The organism is Natrinema sp. 74, assembly GCF_046097095.1.
In the GTDB taxonomy this organism is placed as follows: domain Archaea; phylum Halobacteriota; class Halobacteria; order Halobacteriales; family Natrialbaceae; genus Natrinema.
Genome location: NZ_CP175698.1, coordinates 1616221 through 1633945, shown reverse-complemented (window position 1 = coordinate 1633945; position 17725 = coordinate 1616221). Strand labels below are relative to the sequence as shown.

Here is a 17725-nt window from a genome sequence, read left to right as displayed (position 1 = left end):
CGATGAGTGCCAGTGATTTCGAGGAACGCGTCGTTACCGTTCCCCTGCGAGACGTCAAGAAGGGCGCGAACCACGAGGCCGCCGACCTCGCGATGCGACTCATCCGCGAGCACCTCGCAAAACACTTCGCGGTCGACGAAGACGCCATCCGACTGGACCCCTCGATCAACGAGGAAGTCTGGTCGAACGGCCGATCTAACCCGCCGCGAAAGCTGCGCGTCCGCGCGGCTCGCTTCGACGAGGAGGGCGAAGCCGTCGTCGAAGCCGAGGTCGCCGACTAAACTTGCAACGCCTCGCCTTCGCCGGGTCGGCGTACGTCGGCGTCTTCGCCCGCGCGACCGACTCGTGCGTACTCGTTCGCCCCGACGTCGATGACGACGTCGTCGCCGACCTGACCGACGAACTCGAGGTGCCCGCCGTCCGGACGACCGTCGGCGGCTCCTCGACGGTCGGTGCCTTAGCGACCGGTAACGAGAACGGTCTGCTCGTCAGCGCTCGCGTCCTCGAGTACGAACGCGAGACGCTCGAAGAGGAGGTCGACGTTCCCGTCGCGGAACTGCCGGGCAACATCAACGCCGCCGGCAACGTCGTCCTCGCGAACGATTACGGGGCCTACGTCCACCCGAACCTGCCCCGCGAGGCGCTCCAGATCGTCGAGGACACGCTCGAGGTGCCGGCCGAGCGCGGCGACCTCGCTGGCGTCCGGACCGTCGGGACGGCCGCCGTCGCGAACGACACCGGCGTCCTCTGCCATCCGAAGGCGACCGACGAGGAACTCGACGCCCTCGAGGCGGCGTTAGACGTCCGGGCCGATGTCGGGACGGTCAACTACGGTGCGCCGCTGGTCGGTTCCGGACTCATCGCGAACGAGGCCGGCTACGTCGTCGGCGAAGACACGACCGGTCCCGAACTGGGCCGGATCGAGGACGCGCTCGGCTATCTCGACTGACGCGGCTGGCACGACCATCCGACGCTCGAGGAATCCCTTCTTTGACCGTTCTCACTGTCGTTCGAACCGGTGTAACACGACCTCGCTGTCGTCGTTCCACTCGAAGTTCTCGTGGGCGCGCTCGAGCAGGCGCTCGTAGGCCTCGAGGTCTTCCATCCCCTCGGCCCGCGCGTCTTCGTCGGTCAGCTCGCCGAGCGTGCGGTCGCGGACCTCGGTGACCTCGAACGTCGTCCCGTCGATCGCGAACGTGTCGCCTTCGTCGGCGTACTGATGGCCGCGGTGGATTTGCGTGACCTCGCCCTCGAGGGCCTGCGTCCGCATTCGCTCGCTTGGCAACAGCTCGTCTGGGTCGAGTTCGCTCATGTTTGCGGGTTCGAGCCGATGACGTAAAACCGTTGACTGTTCGATCGTCGAGAGATCGGTGTCGATCAGTTCGGCGTTTTCCCTCGCGCCGGCTGCGAGGACCGGACCCGGAAGGGAAGATTCTTCCGACTGCCCGCCGGATGGAGACGTATGAGTCAATTCACGGTCAGTGGTCGGTTCAAGAGCCGCGACGGCTTCGCGCCGTTCGAGACGGCCATCGACGCCGAAAACGAGGATGTCGCCCGCGAACACGCCTACTCCCAGCTCGGGAGCCGACACGGGCTCAAGCGAACCGAAATCGAACTCGACGAGGTATCCGAACAATGAGTCAACAGCAGCTCCAGCAGCTTTCTCAGGAACTCCAGGAAATCGAAGAACAGATCGAGGCCCTCCAGACCAACGTCGAGGACGTCCAACAAGAGCAGACCGAGATCGACGAGGCCATCGAGGCCCTCGGCTCGCTCGAGACCGACTCGACCGTGCAAGTGCCGGTCGGCGGCGGCGCGTACCTCCGTGCGACCGTCGAGGACATCGACGAAGTGATCGTCGACCTCGGTGCTGACTACGCCGCGGAGTTCGAGGAAGACGACGCCGTCGACGCCCTCGAGAACAAGCAGGAGCGACTCGACGACCGGATCGACGAACTCAACGAGGAGATCGCCGAACTCGAGACCGAGAGCAGCGAGCTCGAGCAGCAGGCCCAGCAGCTCCAGCAGCAGGCGATGCAACAGCAGATGCAGGGAATGGGCGGCGGTCAGGGTCCGCAGGGCCCCGACGAGTAACGCGTCGGTCCTCACTCGATAACCCATGTTCGACAACCTGAAGGACAAGCTCGGAAGCTTCCGCGAAGACGCCGAAGAAGCCGCCGAAGAGAACGCCGAGGAAGTCGACGACGACCTCGAGGAGACGGACCTCGAAGACGCCGCCGACTCCGAGGCGGAGCAGCCCAACGCGGAAGCGGCCGATACCACCCCCGAACCGGCCGACGACGAGCCGTCCGAGACGGTGGCCGCGTCGACGGCCGATCCGGACTCCGAACTCGAGGATCCGGACGCGACGGGCGACTCGGTGGCGGCACAGACGGCCGAGTCTGCGGGCCAGAAGCCGGCGGGCGACACCGCTCCCGATTTCACGGAACCGGACGAGCCCGACGCCGCCGAACCGACGTCCGATACGGCGGCCCCTGACGAAGAAGCGGTCGATACGGCGACCGTAGACGAGAACGCGGCCGTCGCGGAAGACGAAGACGAGGTCGGGGCCGAAGACGAGGAAGCCACCGATGACGGCGGCAGGACCGGCTTAGGTGCACGAGCCAGGTCCCTCTTTGGCGGTTCGTCCGACGAATCGGACCCGACTGAGGCCGACGAGCCACAGCCGGAACCGGCCGAGACGGCTCCCGACGAAGAGCCAGCCGAGACAGCGACCACAGACGAGGACACAGCCGTCACGGAAGACGAGGCCGAGGCGGAGGAAGCAGCCGATACCGGCGGGACCGGGTTCGGTACCAAGGCGAAATCCCTCGTCAAGGGGAAATTCGTCATCGAAGAGGACGACCTCGAGGGACCGCTGCACGAACTCGAGATGGCGCTGCTCTCGAGCGACGTCGAGATGGGCGTCGCCGAGGAAATCCTCGACAACATCCGCGACGAACTGGTCGGCGAGACCCGTACCTTCACGACGTCGACCGGCGAGGTCGTCGAGGAGGCCCTGCATAACGCAATCTACGACGTGATCAGCGTCGGCCAGTTTGACTTCGACGAGCGGATTGCTATCGAGGACAAGCCGGTCACCATTATCTTCACCGGCGTCAACGGCGTCGGAAAGACCACGACGATCGCCAAACTGAGCCGCTACTTCGAAGAGCGGGGCTATTCGACGGTGATGGCCAACGGCGACACCTACCGCGCCGGCGCGAACGAACAGATTCGGGAACACGCCAACGCCCTAGACACGAAGTGTATCAGTCACGAACAGGGCGGCGACCCCGCGGCGGTGCTCTACGACGCCGTCGAGTACGCGGAGGCCAACGACGTCGACATCGTGCTCGGCGACACCGCGGGTCGACTTCACACCAACGAGGGACTGATGGACCAACTCGAGAAGATCGACCGCGTCGTCGGCCCCGATCTGACGCTGTTCGTCGACGAAGCCGTCGCCGGGCAGGACGCTGTCAACCGCGCTCGAGAGTTCAACGAGGCCGCCGAGACCGACGGCGCAATCCTGACGAAGGCCGACGCCGACTCCAACGGTGGTGCGGCGATTTCGGTCGCTCACGTCACCGGGAAACCGATTCTCTTCCTCGGCGTTGGACAGGGCTACGGCGACCTCGAGCGGTTCGACCCCGACGAGATGGTCGATCGGTTGCTCGAGGACGACGAGGAGTAGCCGGGGCGCTCGCCCCGTCGGCCGTCTATCGTTTCAGAAGACACTTATTGTACGATTGAGATGTCTCGCGTATGGACCGGTCCCGCTCTCGGCGTGCCTTCCTCGCATCGGCCGCGACGACCGTCGGGGTCACGGCGGGCGGCTTCGAGTACGACTCAAGTAAAACGAACTCGTCGCTCGAGTCGGGAACCGTTCCCGACGGCTGGTACGAGTGTAACGAGGTCACGCGCCCCGATCCCGACGCGCCGAGCGATGAGAACGCACTCGAGCCACGGACATACCCGTCGCCGCCGTCGTCGCTCCTCGACGGCGAGAGTGGCGGTTCGACGGACCGCTCATCACCGTCGGGAAACACGGCCAGCGCGGGCGAGTACGTCACTGCGTTCGAACAGGTGTATCGACGGAACGCGTTCGTCGCCCGGTACGGCGGCGTAACGCGGACGTTCGAGTTTCGACTCGACGCCCGTCGGACCTCGCCCGTCGGGTCAGACACCGACCCGGCCGCCGTTCTCGTGGCGCTCGTCTACGATCTGACGACCGAGACACGACGGTCACCGCCGAACGACGAGTGGGACATCCGGGTTACGTATTATCTCGACGAGAACGTTCTGCTCCGGGCACAGTACGAGGGCATCGCGGACAAACCGAGTGTGACGCCGGACCCGCGACGGCAGGGCGACCTCGTGGCGTGTTTTCAGTGAGGGTGTCCCGCGGTAAATCCGGCGGGGATCACACGCGGTGATCGCAAACTACAGGCAATAATTTCTGATATCACCGACGCTCCTGTCGCAGTGATCGGCGTCGGACGACGCGTTCCGATGTGCCGTCGGGGTTTTCGACTGCCTCGATCGGTTGTGGCCGGCTGAAGGGGCAATACTTGCTGGTGGAAGCGACCCACGTCAGGATTCGCCGAGTTGCGGGAGCGTATAGGGTCGGGGGAGAATGACCCGGTAAACGATGGTCCATCAGTCTCTCGAACGCGCAGATTCTTCCGACGTCGCACGAACCGCGTGGTGGTTCGTATGAACACAGTCGAAGAGCACAAACAGGAGAAACATCCCCTCGACGTCGTCGACGACGTCTACGACTACGCCGAGAACGAACTCTCGTTCGAGGAGATCGAAGCGCGCGCTGGCGGCGGCGAGTGGGAGCGCCTGAAGTGGGCCGGCATGTACGCCCAAAAGCAGGAGGGCTACTTCATGATCCGGACCAAGGTGCCGGGCGGGAAGCTCACCCCCGAGCAGGCCGAGGTCATCGGCGAGGTCACCGACGACCTCGCGGTCGCCCCCGAGGAGTACGGCGGCGAGGAACAGAACGAACTCTGGGGCGACGCCTACCTCGACATCACGACCCGGCAGGACATCCAGAAACACTGGATCCGCGTCGAAGACGTCCCCGAAATGTGGGACCGCTACGACGAAGTCGGCCTGACGACCGTCCAGGGCTGTGGTGACTCGGCCCGAAACGTGCTGGGCTGTCCCGCGGCCGGGCTCGATGACCACGAGTGTTTCAACGCTCAGCCGGTCATCGACGCCGTTTCGGAGTTCTTCACGAACAACCGCGAGTACGCCAACCTCCCGCGGAAGTTCAAGATAACGATCACCGGCTGCGCCCACGACTGCGCGCAGTCACAGATCAACGACGTCGGCCTCGTCCCGGCGAAAAAGGAGATCAACGGCGAGCATCTCTACGGCTTCCACGCCCGCGTCGGCGGCGGTCTCTCCGACGGACCGCGGATGGGCTCCGAACTCGACGTCTTCGTCAAGCCCGAAGACGCCGTCGAGTTCTGCCGTGCCGTCGCTCAGACGTTCAAAGAGATCGGCGACCGCAACAACCGCGGCGTCTGTCGCATGCGCTACCTCGTCGAACAGCTCGGCCCGGAGAAGTTCGAGGAAGCGATCCGCGACCGCTGTACGGTCGACCTGCCCACCGGCGGCCGGAACCTGACCGTCGGCTACCAGGGCGACCACGTCGGCGTCCACGACCAGAAACAGGACGGACTGAAGTACGTCGGTTTCAACGTCATCGCCGGCCGCATGGGCGGCGACGAGTTCGCCGAAGCCGCCCGCGCCGCCGAGAAGTACGGTACCGAGGACGCCTCCGTCCGCCTGGCGACCGATCAGAACTTCCTCATCACCCACATCCCCGAGGAGAACGTCGACGACCTCCTCGCGGAGCCGTTCGCCCAGGAGTACAGCCCCGATCCCGGCCCGTTCTCGCGGGGTGCCGTCGGCTGTACGGGCAACGAGTTCTGTAACTACGCCATCATCGAGACGAAAAAGCGCACCAAGCGCTGGGCCCGCGAACTCGACGAGCGCATCGACGTGCCCGACGACATCGAGGCCATCCGGATGCACATGTCCGGCTGCTCGGCCTCCTGTGCACAGCCCCAGATCGCCGACATCGGCTTCCGCGGCGAGACCGTCAAACTGGAAGACGAGGACAGCCCCAACGAGGAGGGCGACAACCTCGTAGAAGGGATGGACTTCGGCCTCGGCGGCTCGCTCGGTGCCGACAACGAGTTCTTAGACTGGATCCAGAACGCCGTACCCGCCGATTCGGTGATCCCGGCGCTCGAGCAACTGTTCGACGCCTACAGCGAGGATCGCAACGACGGCGAGAAGTTCTATCAGTGGTGTCGCCGCGTCGACAACGACCGGCTCCGGCAGGTTATGAACAGCGCGGACGCGCCAGTTGCGCGAGGTGTTGCCCATGGGGACTGATAGCGAGGACGAGCGCAGTGAGTCCTCGAAGAAGCGAGCGGGAGCGAAGCGACACGCGAGCCGCGAGGCCGAGCGCAGCGAGGCCTCGGACGGATCAAGCGGGGAGCGAAGCGACCCGCGAGGGAGCGAGGACGAACCCCGTTTCCCGCACGTCCCGGAATCGGACGACGATGACGACGCCGTCATCGTGCCGGACGCCGGCGCTGGCGCATCTCGCTCCCGTGAGCACACGGATCACGCTCGAGAGGGCGCAATCGCTACGGACGGCGGCGCGAACGCGGAGGGCGACAGCTGTTCGCCCGACACCTGCACCTGCGGCGAGAAGACGGCCGCCGACGTCGAGTCCGAAACCCAGCCCGTCGCCACCGACGGCGCAGGCGTGGCGAACGTCGACGAGATGGGCGAACTCGGCGACCTTGAGTTCACCGAGCCGGCCGAGGACGTCAGCCAGGACGTCGATAACGGCGCGCCAGATACGCGCGTCGGGGTCCCCGAGGGTGTCGATCTAGACACGCCGGAGTACTCGATCCGGTCGCAGATGAACGACATCGAAACGCCCGACGAGAAGACCTGGTTCATGGAACTGGACGAGGCCGTCATCGACGAGGGACGGTGTATCCAGTGTGGGACCTGCGTCGCCGCCTGTCCGTCGGACTCGATCGGCGTCGGCGACGACGGCCTGCCGAAGCTGGTCAAGATGTGTACCGGCTGTTCGCTCTGCTGGGACTTCTGCCCCCGCGGTGGGATGCGCTACGAGCGCCAGTGGAAGATCACCGGCGGCGAGGACAACGTCAAAGGTGCGGGGGACCCGATCACGGAATTCTCCGCGAAAGTCGAGGACGACTGGACCGACGAGGCCCAGGACGGCGGCGTCGTCACCGGCATCCTCGCGACCCTGCTCGAGGAAGGCGAAATCGACGGTGCGCTCGTCGCCACCGAGAGCGACGAGGAGGCCTGGAAGGCCGAGAGCTACCTCGCGACGACGACGGAAGAACTCATCGAGAACGCCGGCACGGTCTACAACCAGACGCTCGCGCTTGGCAACCTCGACCTCGAACAGTGGAAGCACAAACTCCCCGACAAGGACTGGGACGACCTCAGCCTCGCGATCGTGGGCACCCCCTGTGAGATCGAGGGCATCCGCGCGCTCCAGGACTTCGAGTGGGACTATCAGGCCCAGAACGAGGGTATCCGCGCGGTCGACTACACGATCGCGCTGATGTGTACGAAGAACTTCAACTACCACAGCCTCATGGGCGAACAGCTAGAGGAGCAACGCGGCATCTCGCCGTCGGAGATCGGCAAGATGGACGTCCTCAACGGGAAGATGATGGTCTACGACCACGACGGCGAGATGATCGTCGAGGAAGACATCGAAAACTTCCACGACGCCGCGCTCAAGGGCTGCGACGAGTGTGCTGACTTCACCGGCTTCTGTTCGGACATCACCGTCGGCTCCGTCGGCTCTTCCGACGAGTACTCGAGCGTCATCGTCCGCACCGAACAGGGGATGAACGCTTGGGACATGACCGAGCCGAAACTCGACTACCACGATCTCGAGGACAAGTCGGCAGTCGGTAAGCTCCAGGGCTGGGACAAGAAGAAGGCCTTCGAGAGCCTCGAGCGCCCGTTCGACCCCGACGCACCCCGCTTTATCGACTACACTGATCACGCCGAGAACTACGATACGGCGCTGAACCCCCACGACCAGGGACACTGATCGGACACGTTCGAGCACCGCTTTCTGCTGTTCGGTTCAGATATCCCCTCGCTGCCGTCCGTCTTGTGCCGGTTCAGCGCCGAGCGCGACCAAGCCGACGGCGGCACGTCGGAACGCCGGTCTGATACGTTCTCACACTGGCTCGAACTGGTAGCCGTCCCACGCTTGACTGTCGGGTTCTCGGATGCCGGCATCGGGATCGCGGAGTTCGTCGACGTGGACGGGCTGGACCTCGTCGCCGGTTTCGATATCGCCGGTGGTCAGTTGGCCGATCGCGCGAACCGTCTCCCCTTCGACGTCGAACTCGACGATCGCGAGATGGTTGGGTTCGCGGACGCCGGGCGGGGTCGCGGTGCTGGTCGTCCAGGTGACGATTTCGGCGGTGTACTCGCTGAGATCGATCGTTTCGGCCGGTTTTGCGCCGTTGGGGCCGCGGGGGTGGCCGGGATAACTGATCGTGCCGTCCTCGTATCGGGTCGCGTCCATGCTCATTGTGCGGCCTCCATGATGGTGGTGATGACGCAGTTGCCGAAGCCGCCGACGTTACAGCACAGCCCGACATCGGCGTCGACCTGTCGGGGGCCGGCCTCGCCGACGAGTTGTTCGTAGATCTCGACGCCCTGGGCGACGCCGCTGGCTCCGAGCGGATGCCCTTTCGATTTGAGCCCGCCGGAGGTGTTGATCGGCAACTCGCCGTCGCGCTCCGTATATCCCTCCTCGAGGAGGTGCCAGGCCTCGCCCTGGTCGGCGAAGCCCAGCCCTTCCATCTGCAAAAACTCGAGGATGGTGAACATATCGTGAAGTTCGGCCACGTCGATATCGTCTGGCTCGAGGCCGCTCATCTCGTAGGCTCCCTCGCCGCTCTTGACGACGCCGTCCATCACGGTCGGGTCCGCGCGCTCGTGGACGACGTGGGTATCGGTCGCGCCGTCGATACCCGAAATGACGACGTACTCGTCCGTATACTCCGCGGCGACGGACTCGGGACAGAGCATGAGCGCCGCCGAGCCATCCGTGATCGGACAGAAATCGTACAGCCGCAACGGGTCCGCCACCATCGGCGACTCGAGGACCGTCTCGAGATCGACTTCTTTCCGGAACTGGGCGTTTGGATTGTCGACGCCGTTCGCGTGATTCTTGACCGCAACCTTCGCGAGACTTTCGCGGGGCGCGTCGAAGCGCTCCAAGTAGTGGCGCGCGGTGAGCCCGGCAAACGAGGGCAGCGTGACGCCGTGTTTGTACTCGACTGGATGGCCCACGGAGGCGATGACGTCGGTCGCTTCGGTGGTCGACCGATGGGCCATCTTTTCGCCGCCGACGAGCAGCGTCATGTCGCTGTCTCCGCTCGCCACCGACCGACAGGCGGCGTAGATTCCCGCGCCGCCGCTGGAACTCGTCTGGTCGACGCGCTGGGTGTACGCCGGCATCGCGTTCAGGTCGTGAACCAGCGCGTTCATCACGCCGGTCATCCCCTCGAACTCGCCGCTGGTCATATTCGAGACGTACAGGTGCTCGACGTCGTCGGCGTCGACGCCCGCGTCCGCGAGACACTCGATTCCGGCCTCCGCGAGGAGGTCTAGTACCCATGCTCCCTCGCGCTGCCCGAACTGGGTCATCGATGCGCCGATCACGGCCACGCGGTCCGTCTGTTCCGCCGACGGGTGTCGGTGAGCGGTCATACGCGCTCACCGTCTGGTTTCGGTCGTCGGACCGTTCGCAGACGGTTCAACGAGCGGGGCTGAGCCGACGGAGCGGACGAACCGGTAAGTCCCGACGACTCGACCGTCGTGGAGAGAACGCACCTAGTGGCACTCATATGTGCCCTCCGTCCGTTGGACGTATCCCTGTGAGACGAGCGATCGGAGGATCGGTAGTAGCGTCAGCTTCGGGAGTCCGAGATAGTTCTGTAGTCGGTTTACCGTGGTCTCTTCGGTGACCCGAACGGTCACGTAGACGAGCTTGGTCTTCGGTGATGTCAGTTCTCTCGGCACCGTCAACGGTTGTTCGCTCGCGGACATCGACGTGACATCCAACGAACGTGTACATAAATTCGGGTGTGGGAAACCCTATCGAAGTTGTCCGGAAACGGCGGATCAACGGCGAACTATCGACGACGTCGGGGTAATGAACTATTAATAGTTTATTTTTGGCGGCCGCGATACGAGTTCGTTCGCTACGGTCGGACGGTCGTGCAACGACCACGTCTTTGGGCGATACAGAGCTGCGAACGGCGGTCGGTCGTTTCAGATCACGATTCCGGATTGTAAGAGCGCGATCAGGCCGGTGAGCGCCGGAATCGCCAGCACGGTCGTTAGAAACACGCAGGTCGAGACGTACTCCGAGACGAGCACGCCGTCCGAGCGAGTGTTGCCGGCAAACTCGATGACCAGAATCAGCGGCGTCACGGCGGCCGGCATCGCCGTCTCGAGGACGAACACGCGTGCGACGGTCGGGTTCTGAAAGCCAGCGCCGAGAACGGTATCGAGACCGAGCACGACTCCGAGGCCGACGACCGGCGCGACGCCGAGTTTCAGCGCCATCGCGGGCCACGCCCGCGAGACGGCTGCGGTGTCCGAACGGGCGAGCTGGATCCCGAGAATGAGTAGCATGAGCGGGATCGAGGCGTCGCCGACGAGCTGCAGGGTTTCCATCGCCGCCGTGTCCGCCGGCGGGACGAGCGCCAGCGCACGCGCGCCCAACGCGGCGACGACGGCGTACACAAGCGGGATGTAGAATACTCGCCGGACGCCCTCGAGCCCGGCGGAGCCGCTGCTTCGGGAGGCGACGTAGACGCCGACGGTGTACATCAGGACGGACTGGACAGAGAGGAAGAGGACGGCGGTCTGACGGCCGACCTCGCCGAACGCGAAATCCGAGACCGGAATCCCGAGGTTTCCCGAGTTACAGAAGATCGCAACGAGCACGAGACCGCTCAGCGCCGGTTCGCGTTCGCCGACGGCGCGCCCGGCGAGTTCGGCGATCAGCCACATCACTGCCGTGAACACGGCGATTCCGACCGTGACCCGTACCAGCGTCGCCGCCTCGAGGTTCGTAGTGGCGAGGCTGTGAAACACCAAGGCAGGTGCCAGCACGTAGACGACGGCCGTGTTCAACGGTTCCGGATCGATCTCTTTGACGGTTGCGAGCACGTAGCCGACGCCCGCGATGGCGACGATCGGCCCGACTGCGGAGGCGAAGATGCTGAGGAGGTCCGCCATTAGTCAGCGCGTTTCCCTGTACTGTCAGGGTCGTCTCGAGGTGCTTGTCGGTTCCAAACGGTCGTACCCTGCATTACAGCGTCAGCTACTCCCCGTGTTCACTATGGGAGTTACGATGCCGGCGTCGCGATCCGATCAGCGACCGACACCGCTGCTCGTCCTTGAAGTGTCTTTGATCACAAGGTGAAGCTATGACGGGACGTTGTCTTCTGCGTGATCTCTTCCGTCGGAGCGACGGCAGTGGTCTACCTACTCGAGCGTGACGCGGTCGACTCGCCACGGGCGGTTGCCCTTTAAGTGCCTCTGGTCACAAGGTGAAGATACGACGGGAGGCCGGTCGTTCTCGCGGGTATTCTGTTCGACCAGCCCGAGGTTCGGCGCGTTTATCCAGTCGGCCCCGAAACCCGGCGTATGGCATCCGACGTTCGGATTCGAGTTGCGACGCCGGCGGACGCAGCCGCCGTCCGTGACATCTACGCGCCGTTTTGTGAGTCGACGGCGGTCACCTTCGAGGAAGCCACCCCAACCGAAGCCGAACTGGCAGATCGAATCGGATCGACCCTCGAGAGCCATCCGTGGCTCGTCTGTGAAACCGACGACGAGGTCGTCGGCTACACGTACGCGGGGCCGCTGCGAAAGCGCCGCGCCTACGAGTGGGTCGTCGAACTGTCGATCTACGTCGCCGAGTCGGCCCGCCGATCGGGGATCGGCCGGGCGCTCTACGAATCGCTGTTCGCCGTCCTCGAGCGCCAGGGGATCCGGGACGCCTACGCCGTGACGACGGTTCCGAATCCCGAAACCGAACGGTTCCACGAGCGGCTGGGGTTCGAACGGCTGGTCGACTTCCCGGGAATCGGTTACGCGGACGACGAGTGGCGGGACGTGGCCTGGTGGCGGCGGCCGCTCGCCGAAAAGACCGACGACCCCGATCGCCCGCGCCCGCTTCCGGCGGTCCGCGAGGACGATGACTGGGAATCGCTCGTGCGGACGGGCGAGGCGTCGCTCGAGCGATTCTAACTGTTCGATCGACCGACACCGCTTAGTGCGACTACCGACTGGTATCGCGCATGAATCACTCGAGTTGGCGGACTTACCTCGTCACTCAGGCGTCGCTATCGAACGGCCGACCGACGACCGAGGTCGTCCGGGCGGCCATCGACGGTGGCGTCGACGCCGTCCAGTTACGCGAGAAGGACGCGAGCGCCCGCTCGCGGTACGAACTCGGACACGAACTGCGCGAACTGACGGCCGCAGCGGGGGTCGACCTGATCGTCAACGATCGGATCGACATCGCGCGGCCGATCGACGCCGACGGCGTTCACGTCGGCCAGTCCGACTTGCCGGTTGCGGTCGCTCGCGACCTGCTCGGGCCGGAAGCGATCGTGGGCTGTTCGACCTCGACGGTTGCGGAGGCCCGAGCGGCGGCGGCCGACGGAGCCGATTACCTGGGCGTCGGCGCGGTCTACGGCACCGCTTCGAAGGACGTAGACGACGATAAGAACGGGATCGGTCCGGAGCGGATCGCCGCGATCGCCGACGCGGTTTCGATCCCGATCGTCGGCATCGGTGGTATCACGACCGACAACGCCGGGCCGGTCGTCAAGGCCGGCGCGGCCGGCGTGGCCGTCATCAGCGAGATCACGGCGGCCCCGGACCCGCAGGCGGCGACGGCGGCGCTCGCGGCGGCCGTCGAAACCTCGAAGGCCGTCGGTCACGGAGGGGGAGACGAATGAGTGTCACTGACATAGAACCTGCGGATCTCGCGGACTCGGTCCGAACGCTCCGGGAGACCGAGCCGCTCGTCCAGCACCTGACCAACACGGTGACAATCAACGACGTGGCGAACGTGACGCTGCACTGGGGCGGCCTGCCGGTGATGGCCGATTCCGTCGGCGACGCCGGTGAGATGGCCGATCTCGCGCGCGCGGTGCTGATCAACAGCGGGCAGGTACCCGACGGCCGCGTCGAGGCCATGCACGAGGCCGGTCGGAAAGCCAACGAACGGGGGATTCCAGTCGTTCTCGACCCTGTCGGCGTCGGCTCGACCCCCTCGCGGCAGGCGGTCGTCGAGAGCCTCCTCTCGGAAGTCGACTTCGCCGTCATCAAAGGCAACTACGGCGAGATCAGTGCCCTTGCGGGCCTCGAGGCCGAGGTCAAGGGCGTCGAATCCGTCGGCGACTACGAGGAGATCGAGCGGACGGCCCGCTCGCTCGCCGAATCGACCGGCTCGATCGTCGTCGCCTCTGGCGTCGACGATGTCGTCGCGGACGAAGACAGGGCGGTCCGCGTCGCCGCCGGTCACGAGATGCTCGGCGAGGTCGTCGGCACTGGCTGCATGCTCGGCGCGACCGTCGCCACCTTCTGTGCCGCGCTCGAGGACGCCCGCAACGCGGCCATCCACGGGACGCTCGCGTTCGGAATCGCCGGCGAACGCGCGGCCGACCTCGAGTACGCGGGGCCGGGCAGCTACCGAACGAACTTCCGCGACGCCGTCCGCGGGGTCACCGGCGACACCGCCGCCGATCTCGACCTCGAAGATCGCCTCGAGGGAGTTCTCTGAGCGCGACCTGCCGGGACGTATCGTTTTCGGTGTCAGTCCCACCGTCCGGAACGTATTGAAACCGTTTTCATACCCCCGGGCGAACCGTCACGTATGGCTCGAGACGAACTCGAAGACGCGGCCGAGTCGATCGAACGGGCAGCCGACGCCGCAGCCGACGAGGAGGCGGCCGAACGGCTCCGGAATCAGGCGGCCAAGTTCGCGGACTACGCCGACGCCGACCGCGGGCCGGACCACGGCCAACTCGCGCGTCACGAACACATCCTGACCGACATCGCCGACGATGAGAGCGGCGATGTCGCGTCGAATCTCGAGGACGCGCTCGAATCGATCAGCGCGTTCCGGGAGACGGTCGAGGGCGTCTAGCGGTTGGGTTCGCGAGGCGATTTCGCGTTGCGGACGCGAACCAACCCGTCGTTTTTCAGCCGCTCGTCCGGATCGGACCGACCTCGAAATAGACGAGGCCGGCGTAGATCGAGCCGAGCACGAGCGGACCGGCGAGAAGAGCGACTAGCGACGGCACCGATGAGCGGATGGCGCTGATTCCGACTCTGATTGAGAGCACCCCGATCGCGATCGTCACGCCCTGTTTCGTGGCGTATCGAACTCGCTGGTTGCCTATACGGAAGCTACGTGTTGGAACTAAAATGTCTTTCTCCGGCGGACAGTCTGCGTTTCTGGGACGACCGCTATCGACGGGATCGTGCGACCGATCCGTCAACAGACGGGTTTCGGGTTCGCGCCCATTCCCTCGAGCGTCTCGACGTACTCGTCGTAGGCCGCCTGGATCGCGCCGGTAGCGGCCTCCTCAGCGCGGTCCCAGTCCTCGTCGGTCTCGCAGACGGCCGCGAGCAGTTCCGTAGCGCGCTCGAGTTGTTCATCTAAGTCCTCGCCGAAGCCGCGGAACAGGCTGGCGGTCTGGGGGTCGGCGTCGCCGACGAAGTAGCCGATGACCTGATCTTTCGAGCGCTGGCTCGCCAGAATGCGGCCGACGAACGCGCCGACGCGAGACACGGTGTCCTCGCGGTCGCGCAGATACTCGTGGAGGGTCGGGACCTCGTCCGGTTCGTACTCGTCGTCGAGCTTTCCGTCGACGGTCTCGTAGTGGTCTTGCTCTTCGTCGGCCGTGGCCTCGAAGGCCGCGCGGGCCTCGTCGTCGGCCTCGTCGTCGGCCCACGTGAGGAAGGTCTGCCAGGCGGCGTACTCGGCGTCGGCGGTCGCCTCGAGGACGGGTTCGGTGTCGATGTCGCCGCCGGTGTCGGCGTACAGCGACTTCGAGGAGCCGAGTCGCGAGAGGGCGGTCTGGTTTTCCTCCTGGACGGTCTCGACGAACGTGTCGGCGTCGGTCATGGACGGTCGTTCGGGGGGCCGGGAGTTAGGCCTATCGTCATCGGCGGTGAGTTCGCGATCTCGAGGCGGCAGCTGCCTATCGGTCGCCGTCTCGAGGATGCGCTCTATCGGCCGGAGGGGGACTGACAAGCTTGCCGAGAGCCAGGAGTAGCGCACTGGCGAGGACGACTACCAACAACAGTTTTGCGACCGCTCGTAAGCCACCGTATCCCTCGCCGATGCTGACAAACCCCGCAGCGAGGACGACGATTCCGACACAGAGCAGTTGGTTCGTCGCTTTGTGACTCGAGAACCATGAGTCGGCATCAGCCACCATTTTAGAAATCCAACTAGAGCGCGGTAACGGTTCTGGTTTATTACGGGATAGGACGGCTGCGCTCGAGTGGACGCAAAAACTGGAACTAGGTTCGACCGGCGAGAACGGGAGTGTGAGCGACAGCGACGGCTACGGCTACGGACTCGCAATAACAATAAAACCGATTCGGATCGCTTCGAACGACTACGCTGTCGTTAGTTGCCCTTCTCGATCGGGGCGTTGACGAGGTTGCCCCACTCGGTCCAGGACCCGTCGTAGTTGACGGCGTCGTCGTAGCCGAGCAGTTCGTGCAGGGCGAACCAGGCGACCGAGGACCGCTCACCGATGCGGCAGTAGGCGACGGTCGTTTCGTTGCCGTCGATGTCTTCCTCGGCGTAGAGCTCCTCGAGCTCGTCGCGAGTCTTGAAGGTGCCGTCGTCGTTGGTCACGGCGGCCCACGAGATGTTCTTTGCGCCGGGGATGTGGCCGCCGCGCTGGGCGGTTTCCTGGAGTCCTGGGGGCGCGAGGACCTCGCCGGAGTACTCTTCGGGCGAGCGGACGTCGACGAGGGGAACGCCGCGATCGATCGCGTTCTCGACGTCTTCGCGGTAGGCGCGGATGCTCTCGCGCGGACCGGCGGCGTCGTACTCGGTCTCGGAGAAGTCGGGCTCCTCGTCGGTGGTCGAGTAGTCGTTCTCGAGCCAGTACTCGCGGCCGCCGTCGAGCAGTTTGACGTCGTCGTGGCCGTAGTACTTGAACTGCCAGTAGGCGTAGGCGGCGAACCAGTTGGAGTTGTCGCCGTAGAGGACGACCGTGTCGTCCTCGCTGATGCCGTGGCTGCCGAGCAGCTCCTCGAAGTCCTCCTTCTCGAGAATGTCACGCTGGGTCTGATCCTGGAGTTGCGTCTCCCAGTTGAACCCGATTGCGCCGGGGGCGTGCTCTTCTTCGTAGGCTTCCGTGTCGACGTCGACCTCGACCAGCCGGAGGTCAGAGTCGTCGTCCTGGAACTCGTCGAGACGCTCCTCGGCCCAGTCGGCGGACACGAGGACGTCGTTGGCGTAGTCGCTTGCCATACTCGAGCGTTCGATGGCGACACACAAAGGGACTTCTTAACCGGTCAATTCGGACACCGATCGACTCTATCGGAAATATTTGCCTGTTCTGACGGCGCTCGAGCGCCGCTTTCGCCGTTTTCGCGGTCGAATTAGGCGGTGACGGGCCTCGTTCGATCCGTCGCCATCTCTACCGGTCAGCTAGCTCACTGGACACCAGCAATAGTTGCCACTGTCCCGGTAGTCCCAACGCCGTTCGAAACCGGTGCGTACTCGGGTCTGCGTCTCGTATGGCCTCCCTAATGGACGAAACCGTCGTCGTTTCTCCCGACTGGCTCGCATCGCGTTTAGACGATCCCGCCGTGTGCATCGTCGACGTCAGGGACGCCTGGGAGTACGACGGCATCGGCCACATCCCCGGCGCGGTGAGCATCCCGTTCGACAGCTACCGCGATGAGAGCGACGTCGACCGCGGTACCCTGCCCGGTGCCGACGCTTTCGCCGACCTGCTCGGCGAGGCGGGCATCGAACCCGACGACACGATCGTCGCCTACGACGACACCCACGGCGTCTTCGCCGCTCGCTTCGTCCTCACCGCCCTCGAGTACGGCCACGACGACGTGCGTCTGTTAGACGGCGACTACAGCGCCTGGAACCAGAAGTACGAGACGACGAGCGACGCCCCCGAGGTCGACTCGACCGACTACGAGCCCGATCCGCTCGCACCCGAGGAGAGCCCGCTGGTCGGCTACGATGCCGTCGCGGACGCCCTCGAGCGCGACGCCCTCTTCGTCGACACGCGCGAAAAGGACGAGTTCGAGGAGGCCCGCCTGCCCGGCGCGGTGCGCTTCGACTGGCGCGAGGTCGTCGACGACGAGACGCGGCGATTGAAGCCCGAGGCCGAACTCGAGGCGCTGCTCGCCGACCGCGGTATCACCCGCGACCGCGAAATCGTCCTCTACTGTAATACCGCACGTCGGATCAGCCACACCTACGTCGTCTTGCAAGCGCTGGGTTACGAGGACGTGGCCTTCTACGAAGGGAGTCTGACGGAGTGGCTCGAAAACGACGGCGACGTCGAGAGCGGCCCGGTCGACGCGTAATCGCCCC

At 65.0% G+C, this 17725-nt stretch carries 21 protein-coding genes; 13 read left to right on the top strand and 8 right to left on the bottom strand.

All coding sequences use genetic code 11. The annotated features are described in order from the left end of the window. The first annotated feature begins 2 nt into the window (after positions 1–2). Together ACJ70B_RS08135 and ACJ70B_RS08130 are read left to right on the top strand one after the other, a co-directional pair. Entirely contained in the window at positions 3–281 is a 279-nt protein-coding gene (locus tag ACJ70B_RS08135) for a 50S ribosomal protein L31e (protein ID WP_408959897.1), read from the top strand. Positions 282–283: 2 nt separating this feature from the next. Further along, positions 284–949: a translation initiation factor IF-6 gene (locus ACJ70B_RS08130; RefSeq protein WP_408959896.1), complete on the top strand. Its 666-nt coding sequence runs from the start codon at positions 284–286 to the stop codon at positions 947–949. Positions 950–1000: 51 nt separating this feature from the next. On the opposite strand, the gene ACJ70B_RS08125 is transcribed toward ACJ70B_RS08130, so the two are convergent. Then, a complete protein-coding gene (locus ACJ70B_RS08125) occupies positions 1001–1312 on the bottom strand; it encodes an ASCH domain-containing protein (protein ID WP_408959895.1) in 312 nt (103 codons plus the stop codon). Between the two features lie 150 nt (positions 1313–1462). Here ACJ70B_RS08125 and rpl18a point away from each other — a divergent pair, with 150 nt between their 5' ends. The 6 genes from rpl18a (at position 1463) to ACJ70B_RS08095 (ending at position 8140) form a co-directional block, all read left to right on the top strand. After that, complete coding sequence (rpl18a, locus tag ACJ70B_RS08120; protein WP_408959894.1) at positions 1463–1639, top strand: 50S ribosomal protein L18Ae; 177 nt, start codon at positions 1463–1465, stop codon at positions 1637–1639. Continuing rightward, positions 1636–2094, top strand: coding sequence for a prefoldin subunit alpha (gene pfdA, locus ACJ70B_RS08115; protein WP_408959893.1), 459 nt, complete (start codon positions 1636–1638; stop codon positions 2092–2094). The genes rpl18a and pfdA overlap by 4 nt, the downstream gene beginning before the upstream one ends. Positions 2095–2119: 25 nt before the next feature. Further along, the gene (ftsY, locus tag ACJ70B_RS08110; RefSeq protein ID WP_408959892.1) at positions 2120–3697 is read left to right on the top strand and encodes a signal recognition particle-docking protein FtsY; all 1578 of its coding nucleotides are present in this window, start codon (positions 2120–2122) and stop codon (positions 3695–3697) included. 71 nt (positions 3698–3768) lie between these two features. Beyond that, positions 3769–4398 (top strand): hypothetical protein, encoded by a 630-nt coding sequence (locus ACJ70B_RS08105; protein ID WP_408959891.1) that lies wholly within the window; start codon positions 3769–3771, stop codon positions 4396–4398. Between the two features lie 321 nt (positions 4399–4719). Further along, a complete protein-coding gene (locus ACJ70B_RS08100) occupies positions 4720–6420 on the top strand; it encodes a nitrite/sulfite reductase (protein ID WP_408959890.1) in 1701 nt (566 codons plus the stop codon). Then, the gene (locus ACJ70B_RS08095) at positions 6410–8140 is read left to right on the top strand and encodes a Coenzyme F420 hydrogenase/dehydrogenase, beta subunit C-terminal domain (protein WP_408959889.1); all 1731 of its coding nucleotides are present in this window, start codon (positions 6410–6412) and stop codon (positions 8138–8140) included. The genes ACJ70B_RS08100 and ACJ70B_RS08095 overlap by 11 nt, the downstream gene beginning before the upstream one ends. 132 nt (positions 8141–8272) lie before the next feature. Here the strand turns inward: ACJ70B_RS08095 and ACJ70B_RS08090 are convergent, their stop codons facing one another. From ACJ70B_RS08090 to ACJ70B_RS08075, 4 genes are all read right to left on the bottom strand, one after another. Beyond that, positions 8273–8632, bottom strand: coding sequence for a nucleic acid-binding protein (locus ACJ70B_RS08090; protein ID WP_408959888.1), 360 nt, complete (start codon positions 8630–8632; stop codon positions 8273–8275). Then, positions 8629–9819, bottom strand: a complete 1191-nt coding sequence (locus tag ACJ70B_RS08085; RefSeq protein ID WP_408959887.1) for a thiolase C-terminal domain-containing protein — start codon at positions 9817–9819, stop codon at positions 8629–8631. Before ACJ70B_RS08085 ends, ACJ70B_RS08090 begins: the two co-directional genes overlap by 4 nt. A gap of 123 nt (positions 9820–9942) precedes the next feature. After that, a complete protein-coding gene (locus ACJ70B_RS08080) occupies positions 9943–10158 on the bottom strand; it encodes a MarR family transcriptional regulator (protein WP_408959886.1) in 216 nt (71 codons plus the stop codon). 225 nt (positions 10159–10383) lie between these two features. Continuing rightward, the gene (locus ACJ70B_RS08075) at positions 10384–11358 is read right to left on the bottom strand and encodes an AEC family transporter (RefSeq protein WP_408959885.1); all 975 of its coding nucleotides are present in this window, start codon (positions 11356–11358) and stop codon (positions 10384–10386) included. Positions 11359–11769: 411 nt separating this feature from the next. Here ACJ70B_RS08075 and ACJ70B_RS08070 point away from each other — a divergent pair, with 411 nt between their 5' ends. The 4 genes from ACJ70B_RS08070 to ACJ70B_RS08055 all read left to right on the top strand — a co-directional run bounded on the left by ACJ70B_RS08070 (position 11770) and on the right by ACJ70B_RS08055 (position 14284). Beyond that, a complete protein-coding gene (locus tag ACJ70B_RS08070; protein WP_408959884.1) occupies positions 11770–12375 on the top strand; it encodes an N-acetyltransferase family protein in 606 nt (201 codons plus the stop codon). 50 nt (positions 12376–12425) lie between these two features. After that, positions 12426–13091, top strand: coding sequence for a thiamine phosphate synthase (gene thiE / locus ACJ70B_RS08065; protein ID WP_408959883.1), 666 nt, complete (start codon positions 12426–12428; stop codon positions 13089–13091). Continuing rightward, positions 13088–13918, top strand: coding sequence for a hydroxyethylthiazole kinase (gene thiM / locus ACJ70B_RS08060; RefSeq protein WP_408959882.1), 831 nt, complete (start codon positions 13088–13090; stop codon positions 13916–13918). Before thiE ends, thiM begins: the two co-directional genes overlap by 4 nt. A gap of 93 nt (positions 13919–14011) precedes the next feature. Continuing rightward, the gene (locus ACJ70B_RS08055) at positions 14012–14284 is read left to right on the top strand and encodes a hypothetical protein (RefSeq protein ID WP_408959881.1); all 273 of its coding nucleotides are present in this window, start codon (positions 14012–14014) and stop codon (positions 14282–14284) included. Between the two features lie 351 nt (positions 14285–14635). On the opposite strand, the gene ACJ70B_RS08050 is transcribed toward ACJ70B_RS08055, so the two are convergent. The 3 genes from ACJ70B_RS08050 to ACJ70B_RS08040 all read right to left on the bottom strand — a co-directional run bounded on the left by ACJ70B_RS08050 (position 14636) and on the right by ACJ70B_RS08040 (position 16636). Beyond that, entirely contained in the window at positions 14636–15268 is a 633-nt protein-coding gene (locus ACJ70B_RS08050) for a rubrerythrin family protein (protein WP_408959880.1), read from the bottom strand. Between the two features lie 76 nt (positions 15269–15344). Then, entirely contained in the window at positions 15345–15581 is a 237-nt protein-coding gene (locus ACJ70B_RS08045; protein WP_408959879.1) for a hypothetical protein, read from the bottom strand. Positions 15582–15778: 197 nt separating this feature from the next. After that, positions 15779–16636, bottom strand: a complete 858-nt coding sequence (locus ACJ70B_RS08040) for a sulfurtransferase (RefSeq protein WP_408959878.1) — start codon at positions 16634–16636, stop codon at positions 15779–15781. Positions 16637–16917: 281 nt separating this feature from the next. Between ACJ70B_RS08040 and ACJ70B_RS08035 the strand changes: the two genes are divergently transcribed. Next, complete coding sequence (locus tag ACJ70B_RS08035) at positions 16918–17718, top strand: sulfurtransferase (RefSeq protein ID WP_408960090.1); 801 nt, start codon at positions 16918–16920, stop codon at positions 17716–17718. Positions 17719–17725: the final 7 nt, after the last annotated feature.

What these genes read in the sequence shown, in the direction of transcription:
- ACJ70B_RS08095 (WP_408959889.1), top strand. Translation starts at nt 6,410, where the DNA reads ATGGGGACTGATAGCGAGGACGAGCGCAGTGAGTCCTCGAAGAAGCGA.
- ACJ70B_RS08075 (WP_408959885.1), bottom strand. Translation starts at nt 11,358, where the DNA reads ATGGCGGACCTCCTCAGCATCTTCGCCTCCGCAGTCGGGCCGATCGTC.
- rpl18a (WP_408959894.1), top strand. Translation starts at nt 1,463, where the DNA reads ATGAGTCAATTCACGGTCAGTGGTCGGTTCAAGAGCCGCGACGGCTTC.
- ACJ70B_RS08080 (WP_408959886.1), bottom strand. Translation starts at nt 10,158, where the DNA reads ATGTCCGCGAGCGAACAACCGTTGACGGTGCCGAGAGAACTGACATCA.
- ACJ70B_RS08100 (WP_408959890.1), top strand. Translation starts at nt 4,720, where the DNA reads ATGAACACAGTCGAAGAGCACAAACAGGAGAAACATCCCCTCGACGTC.
- ftsY (WP_408959892.1), top strand. Translation starts at nt 2,120, where the DNA reads ATGTTCGACAACCTGAAGGACAAGCTCGGAAGCTTCCGCGAAGACGCC.
- ACJ70B_RS08125 (WP_408959895.1), bottom strand. Translation starts at nt 1,312, where the DNA reads ATGAGCGAACTCGACCCAGACGAGCTGTTGCCAAGCGAGCGAATGCGG.
- ACJ70B_RS08040 (WP_408959878.1), bottom strand. Translation starts at nt 16,636, where the DNA reads ATGGCAAGCGACTACGCCAACGACGTCCTCGTGTCCGCCGACTGGGCC.
- ACJ70B_RS08135 (WP_408959897.1), top strand. Translation starts at nt 3, where the DNA reads ATGAGTGCCAGTGATTTCGAGGAACGCGTCGTTACCGTTCCCCTGCGA.
- pfdA (WP_408959893.1), top strand. Translation starts at nt 1,636, where the DNA reads ATGAGTCAACAGCAGCTCCAGCAGCTTTCTCAGGAACTCCAGGAAATC.
- ACJ70B_RS08090 (WP_408959888.1), bottom strand. Translation starts at nt 8,632, where the DNA reads ATGAGCATGGACGCGACCCGATACGAGGACGGCACGATCAGTTATCCC.
- ACJ70B_RS08085 (WP_408959887.1), bottom strand. Translation starts at nt 9,819, where the DNA reads ATGACCGCTCACCGACACCCGTCGGCGGAACAGACGGACCGCGTGGCC.
- thiE (WP_408959883.1), top strand. Translation starts at nt 12,426, where the DNA reads ATGAATCACTCGAGTTGGCGGACTTACCTCGTCACTCAGGCGTCGCTA.
- ACJ70B_RS08105 (WP_408959891.1), top strand. Translation starts at nt 3,769, where the DNA reads ATGGACCGGTCCCGCTCTCGGCGTGCCTTCCTCGCATCGGCCGCGACG.
- ACJ70B_RS08050 (WP_408959880.1), bottom strand. Translation starts at nt 15,268, where the DNA reads ATGACCGACGCCGACACGTTCGTCGAGACCGTCCAGGAGGAAAACCAG.
- ACJ70B_RS08055 (WP_408959881.1), top strand. Translation starts at nt 14,012, where the DNA reads ATGGCTCGAGACGAACTCGAAGACGCGGCCGAGTCGATCGAACGGGCA.
- ACJ70B_RS08070 (WP_408959884.1), top strand. Translation starts at nt 11,770, where the DNA reads ATGGCATCCGACGTTCGGATTCGAGTTGCGACGCCGGCGGACGCAGCC.
- ACJ70B_RS08035 (WP_408960090.1), top strand. Translation starts at nt 16,918, where the DNA reads ATGGACGAAACCGTCGTCGTTTCTCCCGACTGGCTCGCATCGCGTTTA.
- thiM (WP_408959882.1), top strand. Translation starts at nt 13,088, where the DNA reads ATGAGTGTCACTGACATAGAACCTGCGGATCTCGCGGACTCGGTCCGA.